Annotated in this window: 12 protein-coding genes; 3 read left to right on the top strand and 9 right to left on the bottom strand. The window is 61.7% G+C overall.

Going from position 1 to position 13,679, the window contains the following annotated elements; all coding sequences use genetic code 11:
* The first annotated feature begins 65 nt into the window (after positions 1–65).
* Positions 66–1,853, top strand: a complete 1,788-nt coding sequence (locus tag BM408_RS06755) for an autotransporter outer membrane beta-barrel domain-containing protein (protein WP_092128192.1) — start codon at positions 66–68, stop codon at positions 1,851–1,853.
* Positions 1,854–1,936: 83 nt separating this feature from the next.
* On the opposite strand, the gene ygiD is transcribed toward BM408_RS06755, so the two are convergent.
* The gene (ygiD, locus tag BM408_RS06760; protein ID WP_092128194.1) at positions 1,937–2,791 is read right to left on the bottom strand and encodes a 4,5-DOPA-extradiol-dioxygenase; all 855 of its coding nucleotides are present in this window, start codon (positions 2,789–2,791) and stop codon (positions 1,937–1,939) included.
* Between the two features lie 267 nt (positions 2,792–3,058).
* Here ygiD and BM408_RS06765 point away from each other — a divergent pair, with 267 nt between their 5' ends.
* Together BM408_RS06765 and rsxB are read left to right on the top strand one after the other, a co-directional pair.
* Positions 3,059–4,459: a polyhydroxyalkanoate depolymerase gene (locus tag BM408_RS06765; RefSeq protein ID WP_092128196.1), complete on the top strand. Its 1,401-nt coding sequence runs from the start codon at positions 3,059–3,061 to the stop codon at positions 4,457–4,459.
* 55 nt (positions 4,460–4,514) lie between these two features.
* Positions 4,515–5,204 carry an electron transport complex subunit RsxB gene (gene rsxB / locus BM408_RS06770; protein ID WP_092128198.1) on the top strand — a complete coding sequence of 230 codons (690 nt, stop codon included), beginning with the start codon at positions 4,515–4,517 and terminating at the stop codon, positions 5,202–5,204.
* A gap of 29 nt (positions 5,205–5,233) precedes the next feature.
* Here rsxB and BM408_RS06775 read toward each other — a convergent pair whose 3' ends face one another.
* The 8 genes from BM408_RS06775 to BM408_RS06810 form a co-directional block, all read right to left on the bottom strand.
* Complete coding sequence (locus BM408_RS06775; RefSeq protein ID WP_092128200.1) at positions 5,234–6,271, bottom strand: D-cysteate sulfo-lyase; 1,038 nt, start codon at positions 6,269–6,271, stop codon at positions 5,234–5,236.
* Positions 6,272–6,357: 86 nt separating this feature from the next.
* The gene (locus BM408_RS06780) at positions 6,358–6,831 is read right to left on the bottom strand and encodes a VOC family protein (RefSeq protein ID WP_092128202.1); all 474 of its coding nucleotides are present in this window, start codon (positions 6,829–6,831) and stop codon (positions 6,358–6,360) included.
* Entirely contained in the window at positions 6,828–8,879 is a 2,052-nt protein-coding gene (locus BM408_RS06785; protein ID WP_092128204.1) for an acetyl-CoA carboxylase biotin carboxylase subunit, read from the bottom strand. The genes BM408_RS06780 and BM408_RS06785 overlap by 4 nt, the downstream gene beginning before the upstream one ends.
* Before the next feature lie 36 nt (positions 8,880–8,915).
* Positions 8,916–9,725 (bottom strand): YdcF family protein, encoded by an 810-nt coding sequence (locus tag BM408_RS06790; RefSeq protein WP_254774727.1) that lies wholly within the window; start codon positions 9,723–9,725, stop codon positions 8,916–8,918.
* Positions 9,726–9,746: 21 nt separating this feature from the next.
* Complete coding sequence (locus BM408_RS06795) at positions 9,747–11,279, bottom strand: acyl-CoA carboxylase subunit beta (RefSeq protein ID WP_092128208.1); 1,533 nt, start codon at positions 11,277–11,279, stop codon at positions 9,747–9,749.
* A 33-nt stretch (positions 11,280–11,312) separates the two neighbouring features.
* Positions 11,313–12,194, bottom strand: a complete 882-nt coding sequence (locus tag BM408_RS06800) for an alpha/beta hydrolase family protein (RefSeq protein ID WP_139237311.1) — start codon at positions 12,192–12,194, stop codon at positions 11,313–11,315.
* Positions 12,182–13,210, bottom strand: a complete 1,029-nt coding sequence (gene meaB, locus BM408_RS06805) for a methylmalonyl Co-A mutase-associated GTPase MeaB (RefSeq protein WP_092128549.1) — start codon at positions 13,208–13,210, stop codon at positions 12,182–12,184. Before meaB ends, BM408_RS06800 begins: the two co-directional genes overlap by 13 nt.
* Positions 13,210–13,677, bottom strand: a complete 468-nt coding sequence (locus tag BM408_RS06810) for a GNAT family N-acetyltransferase (RefSeq protein WP_092128212.1) — start codon at positions 13,675–13,677, stop codon at positions 13,210–13,212. The genes meaB and BM408_RS06810 overlap by 1 nt, the downstream gene beginning before the upstream one ends.
* Positions 13,678–13,679 lie beyond the last annotated feature (2 nt).

Below are 13,679 nucleotides of genomic sequence, written 5' to 3' on the forward strand. Positions count from 1 at the left end.
GACACGTGAAGAGGTGGGTTTGTCCGCTAACGCAAACGAGCAAACGACATAAAGGGAGCAAATTTATGAACACGATCAAACGGGAATGGCGCCTGGCGCGCCTGCTGGGCGGGCTGCTGCTCGCGGGGGTGGGATGGATGGCAGGTAGCGCGCCGGCGCTGGCTGCTCCGGTAACCATTAACGGTAATGCGGAGGCTGCGGCGGCGATCACCGTAACGCCCAACATCCAGGTGGGGCAGAACACGAACTTCACCTCGTGCACCGCCGGCCCCTGGAACTACAAGCTGTACACCTTCACGGTGGATACCACCGGCACCTACACGGCGAGCGTTGTCACGCCGACGACGCTGAACACGACCTTTTTCCTGCGGGGTACGTATACCCCTTCGACCACGCCCTGCTCGCCGGCCGTCCGTTCGCAGTTCCTGGTCTCCGCGCTTGCCTCCGGCATACCGAACACCGCCACCTTCACCGGCATCGGCCTGACCCTGCAGGCCAACGTGCAGTACAGTGTGCTGATCGCCTTCAACACCCCCCACGTTGGCTCGCAGCCCTTCACGTTCACGATGAACGGCCCCGGCTGCGTCGCCATCGACACCAATACCTGCGCGCGCGACCCGGACAAGAACGCGGAAGTGATCGGCCTGGTCACCGCGCAAGGAGATACCGCGCGGCGCTTTGCCGCCGCGCAGACGGTCAATTTCCAGAGCCGCATGGAGAGCCTGCATCGACGCAAGCCGGAATCGACCGAGACCGGCGTCTCCGCCTCAGGCGATACGCAATGGCGCGGCCAGCCGCGCCAGACCCTAGGCCTTGGAAGCGACGGCGATTTGGGTGCAGGCAACTCGATGCCGGGAAGCAGCTCTATGGGCAGCAACCTGGCGGCGCGCGGCGATCCGCGACTGTTGCCCATGGGCATGCAGGGTTTCCCTGATCCGCTGGTTGCGCAGGCGTCCGGCTCGGGAGCGCTTTCCGGGATACCTTTGAACGGCACGCAGCAGAACGTGATGGGGATGGGGATCGATGCCTGGACTGCGGGCGTCGTCAACGTCGGCAAGCAAGGCAGCACCGATTCGCACTTCAGCACCGCCGGCATCACCGTCGGCGCCGACAAGCGCGTCAGCGAAAAGCTGGTGCTGGGCGTGGGCGGCGGCTATGCCCACGACCGCCAGAAGATCGGCTCCAACGGCACGCGCAACACCGGCGACAGCTACTCGCTGAGCGTGTACGGCAGCTACCAGCCGGCCGACGGCTTCTTCGTCGACGGCCTGCTCGGCTACGGCAGCCTGCGCTTCGATGCGCTGCGCTTCGTGATCGAGAACGGCGCAATAGCCTCCTCCAGCCGCACGGGCTCGCAATGGTTCGCCTCGCTTGCCGGCGGCTACGACCACGAGTTCGAATATAGCGGCAGGAAGATGCTGATTTCCCCGTACGCCCGCCTGGACCTCGCCAGGACCCGATTGAACGGAACTACCGAAAGCGGCGGCGCCCAGTTCAGCCTGAACTATTCGGCGCAAGACATCCCCACCACCAGCCTGGCACTCGGCGTGCGCGGCGAAACCACGGTTTACCTGTCCGGCGGCACCATCGCGCGGCCCTATTTCCGCGTCGAATACCTGCACGACTTCGCCAAGTCCGGCGTCGCCCAGATGAGCTTTGCCAACCAGCTTCCCGGGGTGATCTTCCAGATCGACAGCGTCAGCTTCAATACCAACACTGCACGCCTGGCGCTGGGCAGCCGCTACCAGTTCCGCAACGCCGTCGCGCTCGACTTTTACTACGAGTACAGCTATAGCGGCGCCAGCAATACCCAGGTCAATACCCTGGCGGCGAGGGTGAGCAAGACGTTCTGAGGCAAGCCGCAAACCGCAACCACCAAGCGCGGCCTGCTGCTAATTTGATAGCAATCAAAAGCAGGCCGCGTGCGCCCTCAGCCTCAACTCCAGATCACCGAGCGCATTGAAATCGAGCCGGCCTGGAAGCTGGTGTTGAAAAACCGCATCGGCTCCTTCGCATCAGCCGCGCCTGCCGCATACAGCAAAGGCAGGTAGTGCTCGTAGGTGGGGTGCGCCATCCTGGCCACCTGCCCCAGTTTCTGGAAGTTCTGCAGCGCATCCAGGTTGCCCTGCTGCAGGTAACCGCCAATCGTCTGGTCGAACTCCAGCGCCCAGTCGTAGGCCTGGTTGCCCGCTGCGCCGCGCTGCATCTGGCGCAGGTTGTGCACGATGTTGCCGCTGGCCACGATCAACACACCCCGGTCGCGCAGGGCCTTGAGCTGCTTTGCCAGCGCGTAGTGATCCTCGGGCGCCCGGCCGTAGTCCATGCTGAGCTGGATAACGGGAATGTCCGCATAGGCAAACATGGGCTTGAGGACTGACCAGGTGCCGTGGTCAAGGCCCCACTCACTTTCATCCAGCCCCAGCGGCGCCGAAGCCCTTTGCCTGACTAACTGGCTGATAGCGCGGGCCGCCGCCGGATCGCCGGGTGCGGGGTATTGCTGGTCAAACAGCTCTTGCGGAAAACCGCCGAAATCGTGGATGGTCTTGGGCTTGTCCATCGCGGTCAGCCACCAGCCTTCGGTCAGCCAATGGGCTGAAATGCACAGGATCAGTTGCGGACGCGGGTACTTGGTACCGAATTCGGCTCCCATCGCTTGCCAGCTGCGCCGGTATTCGTTGTCGCCGATGGCGTTCATCGGGCTGCCATGGCCCACAAAAAGGACCGGCATCCGGTCGGATTTTTTCAGTGAGGCCAGTTGGTCCAGCGCGGAGGTGTCGATCGAGGGGAGCATGTTATTTTTCCTGTTCAGGGGCTGCGCCAGAGCCGGCAAAAACCGCCGCCGGGAGGCAAAATGATAAGTATTCCTTCAATTCCTCAGGTGGCGGCGGTCTCCCGGTAAAACAAGCCCGCCGGCACGCTGTGGTGCATGGGCACCAACACCGTGAAAACCGCCCGGAATTAGTAGATTTCCCTAAATCAGTGCATCGCCCGCCTGTTATATTGCACTGCAACATACTACGTTTTACGTAAAAAATTTACATAACCAAGGTGATCCCCGATGCTGTACCAAGTCTATGAAACCCAGCGCACATTGATGGAGCCTTTTGTTGATTTTGCGCAGGCAGCGGCCAAGCTCTACGGCAACCCCCTCTCCCCACTTGGGCAAAACCCGTTTGCCCAGCGCGTCGCAGCCGGCTACAGCCTGATCTACCGTCTGGGCAAAGACTACGAAAAACCGGCCTTCGACATCCACACCGTCGACGTCAACGGCACCGATGTCAGCATCCACGAGCGTGTGGAGATCGACAAACCCTTTTGCGAGCTGCGCCGCTTCAAGCGCTTCACCGACAACCCCGCCACCCTCACGGAGCTGAAAGGCGAGCCCGCGGTGCTGATCGTGGCGCCGCTGTCGGGCCACTACGCCACCTTGCTGCGCGACACCGTCAAAACCATGCTCAAGGACCACAAGGTCTACATCACCGACTGGAAGAACGCGCGCACCGTGCCGCTGTCCGACGGCTCCTTCAACCTGGACGACTACGTCAACTACGTGCAGGAATTCATCCGCCACATCCAGGGCATTTACGGCAACTGCCACGTCGTCAGTGTCTGCCAGCCTACCGTGCCGGTGCTGGCGGCCGTGTCGTTGATGGCTTCGCGCGGCGAAACCACGCCCTTGAGCATGACCATGATGGGCGGCCCGATCGATGCGCGCAAGTCGCCGACCGCCGTGAACAACCTGGCCATGAACAAGAGCTACGAGTGGTTTGAAAACAATGTGATCTACCGCGTGCCCAGCAATTTCCCGGGCGCCGGACGCCGCGTCTACCCCGGCTTTTTGCAGCACACCGGCTTCGTCGCGATGAATCCCGACCGCCACGCCAAGAGCCACTACGACTACTTCAAGGATTTGCTCAAGGGTGACGACGCCAGCGCCGAAGCACACCGCAAGTTCTACGACGAATACAACGCCGTGCTCGACATGGATGCCGACTACTACCTGGACACCATCAAGACGGTGTTCCAGGAGTTCAAGCTGGTCAACGGCACCTGGGACGTGGCCAATGCAGACGGCGAACTCGAACGCGTGCGCCCGCAGGACATCAAGACCACGGCACACTTCACCGTCGAGGGCGAGCTGGACGATATCTCCGGCTCCGGCCAGACCGAAGCCGCCCACAGCCTGTGCCACAACATTCCCAAGGCGCTGCAAAAGCACCTGGAAGTCAAAGGCGCAGGCCACTACGGCATCTTCAGCGGCCGCCGCTGGCGCGACATCGTCTACCCGCAGGTCAAGGCCTTCATCCTTGAGCACAACCAGGCTGCAGCCCCCGCCAAACGTGCGGCAGCTGCTCCTAAAAAGGTAGCTAAACCGGTTCGTGCCGCAGCCACAAAACCTGCAGCGAAAACCACTGCAAAGCCGGCTGCCAGGAAGGCTGTGCGCAGCAAGCAAGCCTGAAGGCATCTCCGGCAGGGCCAGCCTGGCTGGCCCCGACTGGTAGGACAATAGGCCGGTGACCTCCCCCGCCGACCTTCATCTTTTCGAGCGCATCAACGCCGCACTGCCCCAAACCCAGTGCACCCGCTGCGGCTACCCCGACTGCGCGGCCTACGCCACCGCCATCGCTAACGGCCAGGCCGCCATCAACCAATGCCCGCCAGGCGGCGCTGAAGGCATTCAGCGCCTGTCGGTCATCACGGGCCAGCCTGTGCAGCCGCTCAACCCCGCCAACGGCACCGAAGGCCCGCGCGCCCTCGCCATCATCGACGAAGACTGGTGCATAGGCTGCACGCTGTGCATCAAGGCCTGCCCGACCGACGCCATCATGGGCAGCAACAAGATGATGCATACCGTGATCGAGCCCTGGTGCACCGGCTGCGAGCTGTGCATTCCCGTCTGCCCTGTCGACTGCATCAGCCTGGAAAACGTCACCGGCGAAAGAACCGGCTGGGCGGCGTGGTCACAACAGGAGGCCGGGACGGCGCTTCACCGTTATGAAATTCACCGCAAGCGGCTCAGCAAGGGAGTCGGCTCCGGCGACAAGCCTCTGTCGAAGGTTGGCAAAACCGAAAGCCCTGCACCCACATCCTCCGGGGCTGCAGCACGCCCTGAAGCCGACCCTGCCGTTGCCGATCGCAAACGCGCGGTGATTGAGGCCGCGCTCGCACGCGCCCGGGCGCAGCGCGAAAAAAAGGCCGGCTAAAGAGCCGGCCTTGCTGCAACGCCCGGATCTCAGGCGGGCAGTTCCGTCAGACCCAGCACTTCTGCCTCATAGGCGTGCAGCGAAGGCGCACCGCCCGTGTGGAGAAACAGCACGTTCTCATCCTTGCGGAAGAAACCCTTGCGAGCCAGGCCGATCAGGCCGGCCATGATCTTGCCGGTGTAGACCGGGTCCAGCAAGACGGCCTCGGTGCGCGCCAGCATCTGCACGGCCTCGACCATGGCCTGATTGGGCACCGAGTACTTGGGCCGCCACCAGTCGCCATGGCTCACCACCGCTTCAGGCGGAATCGTCATGCCCAGGCCCAGCAAGTCGGCCACGGCCTGCGCTTCTTTGTGCACCAGCGGATTCTGGTCGGCCGGGTCGCGGCTCACGCCGATGCCGACGATGGGAATATTGATGTGGTTGCCCATGAAGCCGGCCAGCAGGCCGCCATGCGTGCCCGAGCTGCCCGAACCCACCACGACCTTGTCGATGCGCACGCCCTGCTCAAAAAACTGCTGCTGCAGTTCTTGCGCGCAGGCCACATAACCCAGCCCGCCAATGGCGTTGGAGCCGCCGCCAGGCACGATGTAACCCTTGCGGCCTGCTTTGGCCAGGTCAGCCGCTACTTTCTGCATCGCTTCCAGCATGTTGGTGCCGGCCGGCACAACGGTAATGGCTTCAACACCCAGCAGGCGGAACAGGAAGTTGTTGCCGCTGGCGTCTTCCTTGTAGCTGTTGGGCACACGTTCTTCAATCACGAAACGGCACTTGAGGCCTTCCTTGATGGACGCGGACAGCGTGGCACGGCAGTGATTCGACTGCGGCGCGCCGCAGGTAATCAGCGTGTCGGCACCCTGGGCCAGCGCATCGGCGACCAGGAACTCCAGCTTGCGGGTCTTGTTGCCGCCGGGCGTGAGGCCCAGCATGTCGTCGCGCTTGATCCAGACATTGGGCCCACCATCGGGGCCGCAAGTGGCCCGAAGGGCCTTGGTGAAGTGAGGGAGAAACTCCAGCGGCGTGTGGCCTTCGGTGTAACGGCGGCGCGGAAAACGGCTCAAATCCATGAAACGATGCTCCAGACGAATCGGTTGATTGAAAAAGTCAGCCCCCATTGTGCCGTCTGCACCATTGGTGTGCAGAGGAGAGCCTTTTAACCCAGCGCGGCAAACGCCTTGATCACTTCTGGCGGCGCCTGGACCATCTCAATCAATACACCTTCGCCTGAAACCGGGAACTCATCGTTCGATTTGGGATGAAGAAAGCAGATGTCGAACCCCGCCGCGCCCTTGCGAATCCCGCCAGGCGCAAACCGCACGCCCTTGGCCGTCAGCCATTCCACCGCTTTGGGCAGGTCATCGATCCATAGGCCCACGTGGTTCAGCGGCGTGGTGTGCACCGCAGGCTTCTTGTCCACGTCTAGCGGCTGCATCAGGTCAACCTCGACCTTGAACGGGCCGCTGCCAATCGCGCAGATGTCTTCGTCGACGTTTTCGCGTTCGCTCACGAAGTTGCCCGTAACTTCCAGGCCCAGCATGTCAACCCACAGCGTGCGCAACCTGTCTTTGCTCGTGGCGCCAATGGCAATCTGCTGGATGCCCAGCACCTTGAATGGACGTCCACTCATGCCTGGAACTCCACAATCGGCTGGTCCACACTCAGCGATTCACCCTTGGCGGCCAGCACTTTGCCGACCACGCCGTCGGCGACCGCAAACAACACGTTCTCCATCTTCATCGCTTCAATCACCGCCACTCGCTCACCGGCCTGCACTTTCTGGCCCACCTGCACGGCAACGTCCACCAGCAAGCCCGGCATGGGCGACAGCACATAGCGACTCATATCGGGCGGCGCCTTGTAGGGCATAAGCGCGTGCAGCTGCGCCGCACGCGGCGACAGCACCAGCGCATCCAGCCGTGTGCCGTTGTGTGCGATGCGGATAGCCAGCGGATTGCGCCCCACGCCACGCTCGACCTGTGCGGCGAAGGGCTGGCCGTTCACCGTGCCGCGGATGCGCGCACCGCCCAAATGCCAGTTGCTACATATTTCATAGCTGCTTGCGCCCGTTTCTACTGTGCCGGAGCCCGATTGGGCCTGATAATTCCGCACCGTCACAGGGTGTTGCGTGTTCTGCCCCGCAGCGCCCAGGCTGACGACCACGAACTCTTCACCCACGGTCACGCCATGGCCCGGTAGCTGTCCGCTGATACCAGCCGCGCGGCCCAGCATGCGGCGATTGACGTAAGCCGCCAGCGCCAGCAAGAACGAAGGATCGTCGTGCGGCACGTCTTCCGCATGAAAGCCCTTGCTGTAGTTTTCAGCGATAAAGCCGGTGTTGAAATCTCCGGCCACAAATTTGGGATGCGCCAGCAGTGCCGCCTGGAAAGGAATGTTGCTGGAGATGCCGCGAATCACAAACCCATTCAACGCCTCGCGCATCTTGGCGATGGCGTCCTTGCGGTCCTTGCCGTGCACGATGAGCTTGGCAATCATCGAGTCGTAAAACATCGGTATCTCGCCACCGTCCTGCACGCCAGTGTCCACACGAACGCCGTACAGCTGCGAGGTGTCGGCCGCAAACATCGTCTCCTTGGGCGGCTGAAAGCGCACCAGCCGGCCGGTGGAAGGCAGGAAGCTGCGGAATGGGTCTTCGGCATTGATGCGGCATTCAATCGCCCAGCCGTTGCGCTGCACGTCTTTCTGTGCAATCGGCAGCTTCTCGCCGGCCGCCACGCGGATCATCAGCTCCACCAGGTCCAGCCCGGTAATGCATTCCGTCACCGGGTGCTCCACCTGCAGCCGGGTGTTCATCTCGAGGAAATAAAAGCTCTGGTCCTTGCCGACCACAAACTCCACCGTGCCGGCGCTCTGGTACTTCACCGCCTTGGCCAAAGCGACTGCCTGCTCACCCATGGCCTTGCGCGTCGCGTCGCTGATAAAGGGTGATGGAGCCTCTTCAATCACCTTCTGGTGGCGCCGCTGGATGGAGCACTCGCGTTCGTTCAGGTAAACCACATTGCCGTGACTGTCGCCCAGCAACTGGATCTCGATGTGACGGGGTTCCTCGACAAACTTCTCGATAAAGACGCGGTCGTCACCAAAGCTGTTGCGGGCTTCGTTGCGGCAAGAAGTAAAACCTTCAAAGGCCTCCTTGTCGTTAAAGGCCACACGCAGGCCCTTACCCCCGCCGCCGGCAGAGGCCTTGATCATTACGGGGTAACCAATGCCCTTGGCAATCTCCACCGCCTTCTCGGCCGTTTCAATCGCATCGTTCACGCCGGGAATGCAGTTCACACCCGCCGCGCCAGCCAGTTTTTTCGATTCAATCTTGTCGCCCATGGCGGCAATCGAATAATGCTTGGGGCCGATGAAGATGATGCCCTCTTCTTCAACACGCTTGGCAAAGCCCGCGTTCTCGCTCAGAAAGCCGTAGCCAGGGTGCACCGCCTGCGCGCCTGTCTGCTTGCACGCCGCGATGATCTTGTCGGCCTGCAGATAGCTGTCACGACTGGGCGCCGGGCCGATATTGACGGCTTCGTCGGCCAACTCGACATGGCGTGCATCTTTGTCGGCATCGGAATAAACGGCGACGGTCCGGATGCCCATCTTGCGGGCGGTGAGGATCACGCGGCAAGCGATTTCACCCCGATTGGCAATAAGAATTTTGGTAAACATGTTAATTTCCAGTCGATTTTCTTGTGATGCGTCAGCTCAGTATTCCCGCAGCAACCAGCCTGACAGGCAGGCGAAATACTCGCGCGTCCAGGCGTTGTAGCGCATATAAAGCGGCGTAAGGGAACCCGCCGCGCGCACGTTGGACCAGCCCGCCTCCTCGGCAATCCAGCCGGCCCGCGCGGTGTGGAAGTCACTGGTCACCAGCACCATGGGCACGTCCCGCTTGACGCCGGCAGCCTCCAGCAATCGCGCCGAGAAAACCAGGTTTTCGTAGGTGCTGGTGCTTTGGTCTTCCAGGGTGATGCGAGCAGCATCCAGGCCAAGGCCGACCAGGTAGTCGGCCATCACACGCGCTTCGGATATCTCCTGTCTGAAGTCCGTTCCGCCGCTGACCACAACCAGCGCACGGGGGTGTTGCCCCGCGAGACTGTAGGCCAGCTTGAGCCGCTCCACCAGGACCGGCGAGGCCTGCCCGTTCGGCGTGCTGGAACCAAGAACCACGATAACCCGTGGATCGGCATCCATCGCGCCCGATGGCTGCAGCCGTTGCATGGCAACAAAAAAGACCACCAGGGAGGCCAGCCACAGGAAAAACCCGGTGAGCAACAACCGCCACGCAAGCAATCGCCAGCGGCGCCCGCGCAACCACGCCTGCCAGGGTTTGATAAACAGCGAGAGTGCGATCAGCGCGGCCGAGATGACTGCCGGCACAATGACCCCGAGATGCGTGACCTTGACGGTCACAAGGTAAATGCAATCGATCAGCAACAAGATGCCGATCGCCAGCAAGAGCCAGCGCATCGGCCCGGGATGGTAGCTGTCGGGAATCGGGGTAGAAGCGTTCACGGTGAAAATTCCGGCCACGGCCTACAGCGGGATGTTCCCGTGCTTGCGCCACGGATTCTCGATTTTCTTGTCACGCAGCATCACCAGCGAGCGGCAGATACGCCGGCGGGTCTCGTGCGGCAAGATCACATCGTCGATAAAGCCGCGAGCACCGGCCACAAAAGGATTGGCAAATCGTGCCTTGTACTCGGCTTCCTTGGCAGCCAGCTTGGCCGGGTCGCCCTTGTCTTCACGGAAGATGATTTCCACCGCGCCCTTGGCGCCCATCACGGCGATCTCGGCGTTGGGCCAGGCGAAGTTAACGTCACCGCGCAAATGTTTGGAAGCCATCACGTCGTAAGCGCCGCCATAGGCTTTGCGCGTGATGACGGTAATCTTGGGCACGGTGCATTCGGCATATGCGTACAGCAGCTTGGCGCCGTGTTTGATGATGCCACCGTATTCCTGTGATGTGCCGGGCATAAAGCCAGGTACGTCGACGAAGGTGATGACGGGGATGTTGAAGGCATCGCAAAACCGCACAAAGCGTGCCGCCTTGATGGAACTCTTGATGTCCAGGCAACCGGCCAGCACCAGCGGCTGGTTGGCAACGATGCCGACGGTCTGCCCTTCCATGCGGGCAAAACCGATGATGATGTTTTTGGCGTATTCGGGCTGAATCTCGAAGAAGTCGCCGTCGTCCACCGTCTTGACGATGAGCTCTTTCATGTCATAGGGCTTGTTCGGGTTCTCGGGCACCAGCGTGTCCAGGCTCAGGTCCATGCGGCCGGCCGGGTCGGCGCTGGGGCGCACCGGGGCTTTTTCGCGGTTGTTCAGCGGCAGGTAGTTGTAGAGGCGGCGCAGCATCAACAGCGCCTCTACATCGTTTTCGAAGGCCAGGTCAGCCACGCCACTGCGCGTGGTATGGGTGGTGGCGCCGCCCAGTTCTTCAGCCGTTACTTCCTCATGCGTCACGGTTTTCACAACTTCGGGGCCAGTGACGAACATGTAGCTCGAATCCTTGACCATGAAAATAAAGTCGGTCATGGCCGGTGAATACACGGCACCACCGGCGCTAGGGCCCATGATCATGCTGATCTGCGGGATCACGCCGCTGGCCATCACATTGCGCTGGAACACATCGGCATAGCCGCCCAAGGACGCTACGCCCTCCTGAATGCGAGCGCCACCCGAATCATTGAGGCCGATGACAGGCGCACCGACCTTCATGGCCTGGTCCATCACCTTGCAGATTTTCTCGGCATGGGCTTCGCTCAGGGCGCCGCCAAACACGGTGAAGTCCTGGCTGAAGACAAACACCAGGCGGCCGTTGATCATGCCGTAGCCAGTCACCACGCCGTCACCCGGAATCTTGTTGTCCTGCATGCCGAAGTCGGTGCAGCGGTGCTCGACAAACATGTCCCATTCTTCGAAGGTGCCTTCGTCCAGCAGCAGCTCCAGCCGCTCGCGCGCCGTCAGCTTGCCTTTGCCGTGCTGCGCGTCAATGCGTTTTTGCCCGCCGCCCAGGCGGGCTGCGGCGCGTTTCTTTTCGAGTTGTTCAAGGATTTCTTGCATGGTGTGTTCCGCAATTTTTTGGGACGGTGAAAATTATTTGGCAGATTCAAACAGAAGTCGCGCGGCCGCCTGGCTCATGCGGCGTGAGTCGTGCCCCACGCCCGGCACGGTCACTCGCTCCCAGGCCAGCGGTGCGCCCATCTTCTGTGCTTGCGCCTGGGCCTGCGCGAAGAAGTTGCTGCCGCGCTCGAGCCGGTTCGCGCCCTGGGCCGTGGCCTGCCTGGCCTTGGGAAGGTTGGCCGCATCGGTTTGTATGTCGGCCTCGCCGAGCAGCACGATCAGCTTGCGCGAAAACACCTGCTTGAGTTTGTCGGGGCCGACGATGCTCTCGTCAAGCGCATAAGGAAACTTGTCATCCGTCAGGCCCGGATAGCGGGGCATGGTGTAGCTGCCGGCATTGGCCGCCATGGCAACGGAAACGCGCGGCGCTTCGGTCAACAACATAAAGCGGTGCACAAACTGCCCGCCGGCCGAATGGCCGAACAGCAGGTAGTCGGGCGCAGCGAGCCCCTCATCGGCACGAACAAAGTCGAAGAGATGCTCGACGATCTGGAACGACCACTTGCTGCGGTCGCGTGTCTCGATGCCGCCCATGTTGAAGAGCCGGGAGGGAAACCGCGCTTCATCGAATTCCGGGGCCAGCACGATCAGCTTGTTTTTCTCGGCAAGGGGCATCCAGTTGTCCCGCATGCGCGGGCCCTGGCGCTCCGTTCCATGGATGACCACAATGACTTTGGCATCCGGGCCGGCGCTGCGTGCCTTGTAGTAATGCACGGTGACGGGCTTATCCGCGAAATAGCCTTTGTCGGTGAAGACAAAACTCTGCGGTTCACCAGTCACCATGCCGCCGGCCCAGACCATGCAGGCCTGAAAAAGCAGCACACAAAAGATGCCGGTTTTTTTCACAGGTTCCACCCCTTGGACGCCAGGGCCAGCAAGCTTCTGGCGGCTGTCGACGCGGCAACTTCACCGCGCGCCACCTCGGCCAGCAAACCCGGCAGGCGCTCTTGCACCTGCGGATCCTGCCTGAAGGCCTGCTTGAGGCCTGCATCAATGCGTTCCCACATCCAGGCAAGCGATTGCTGCTGGCGCCGCGCCGCCAGTTGGCCATTGGTGGTCTGCAAAGACTTGAACTGCGTGACCGCTTTCCAGAACACATCAACGCCCTTGTTATGCAGCGCACTGAGCTGAATCACCTGAGGGTGCCAGTTTTTGTCGAAGTTGGCGGCCTGCGCGCCGTCCATGGCGTTATTGACCAGGCCAAACAGTCGCATGGCCGAAGTGATCTGCGCCTCGGCCCGCATGGCCGCATCGGCATCGATGTCGGCCTTGTTGATGATGACCAGGTCGGCCAGCTCCATCACGCCCTTTTTGATGGCCTGCAGGTCGTCCCCAGCATTGGGCAACTGCATCAGCACAAACATGTCGGTCATGTTGGCAACGGCGGTTTCGCTCTGGCCCACGCCCACGGTTTCGACAATCACCACATCAAAACCAGCGGCTTCGCAGACCAGCATGGCCTCGCGCGTCTTTTCAGCTACGCCGCCCAGGTTGCCACTGGAAGGGCTGGGCCGGATGTAGGCACGCTCATGCACCGAGAGTTTCTCCATGCGGGTCTTGTCACCCAGGATGGAACCGCCGGAGACGGAAGAAGAGGGATCGATGGTGAGCACGGCGACGCGATGACCTTGCGCAATCAGATGCAGGCCCAGCACTTCAATAAAGGTGGACTTGCCCACGCCCGGCACACCACTGATGCCCAAACGCATGGCCTTGCCGGTGTGGGGCAACAAGGCTGTCAAAAGTTCGTCGCCTTGCGCCCTGTGGTCAGTGCGGGTGGACTCCAGCAGCGTGATGGCTTTGGCGATGGCGCGGCGCTGCGCCATCGTGTCCGCGCCCAGGATGGCCTGCAGGAAATCAGGCGCGGCCATCATGTTGCTGCCTCCGTCACGCACCACTCATAGTGCAAGTCAACGCCCTCTTCGCCTTGCAGTACAAAACCATGGCGCAGATAGAAGCGGTTGGCATCGCTTTCTTTCAGTGCGGTCAGCCTGACGGCCAGGCCGAGTTCGCGTGCCTGGTCAAGCACCTGCCGCAGCACCCACGAGCCAATGCCCTGGCCGCTGGCACTGCTGCGCAGATAGAGATGATCAAGCCGCAACGCCCCTTCGCCTTCAGGCTTGAGCGTGAAGAAACCCACGCGCCCGCCGTCAAGCAGGATGTGCTGCATGTATTGAGGAAAAAAACCTGCCGACAAGCGCTCGCGCGAACGCGCAAGGTCAAACCGGCCGACGCGCTCCAGGCTGGGCCTCATCGCGTCTATGCGCAAGGCCAGCATCTCCTCGAAGTCGCCGGCAATAACCGGCTGCAAGGACAGGCGGGAACTGATGTCCGTCACCG

Source organism: Polaromonas sp. YR568 (genome assembly GCF_900116715.1).
Taxonomy (GTDB): Bacteria; Pseudomonadota; Gammaproteobacteria; order Burkholderiales; family Burkholderiaceae_C; genus Polaromonas.

Bases quoted from the DNA above. Each gene is read 5' to 3' on its own strand.
- BM408_RS06785 (WP_092128204.1), bottom strand. From the start codon at position 8,879: ATGTTTACCAAAATTCTTATTGCCAATCGGGGTGAAATCGCTTGCCGC.
- BM408_RS06795 (WP_092128208.1), bottom strand. From the start codon at position 11,279: ATGCAAGAAATCCTTGAACAACTCGAAAAGAAACGCGCCGCAGCCCGC.
- BM408_RS06755 (WP_092128192.1), top strand. From the start codon at position 66: ATGAACACGATCAAACGGGAATGGCGCCTGGCGCGCCTGCTGGGCGGG.
- BM408_RS06765 (WP_092128196.1), top strand. From the start codon at position 3,059: ATGCTGTACCAAGTCTATGAAACCCAGCGCACATTGATGGAGCCTTTT.
- ygiD (WP_092128194.1), bottom strand. From the start codon at position 2,791: ATGCTCCCCTCGATCGACACCTCCGCGCTGGACCAACTGGCCTCACTG.
- BM408_RS06780 (WP_092128202.1), bottom strand. From the start codon at position 6,831: ATGAGTGGACGTCCATTCAAGGTGCTGGGCATCCAGCAGATTGCCATT.
- meaB (WP_092128549.1), bottom strand. From the start codon at position 13,210: ATGGCCGCGCCTGATTTCCTGCAGGCCATCCTGGGCGCGGACACGATG.
- BM408_RS06775 (WP_092128200.1), bottom strand. From the start codon at position 6,271: ATGGATTTGAGCCGTTTTCCGCGCCGCCGTTACACCGAAGGCCACACG.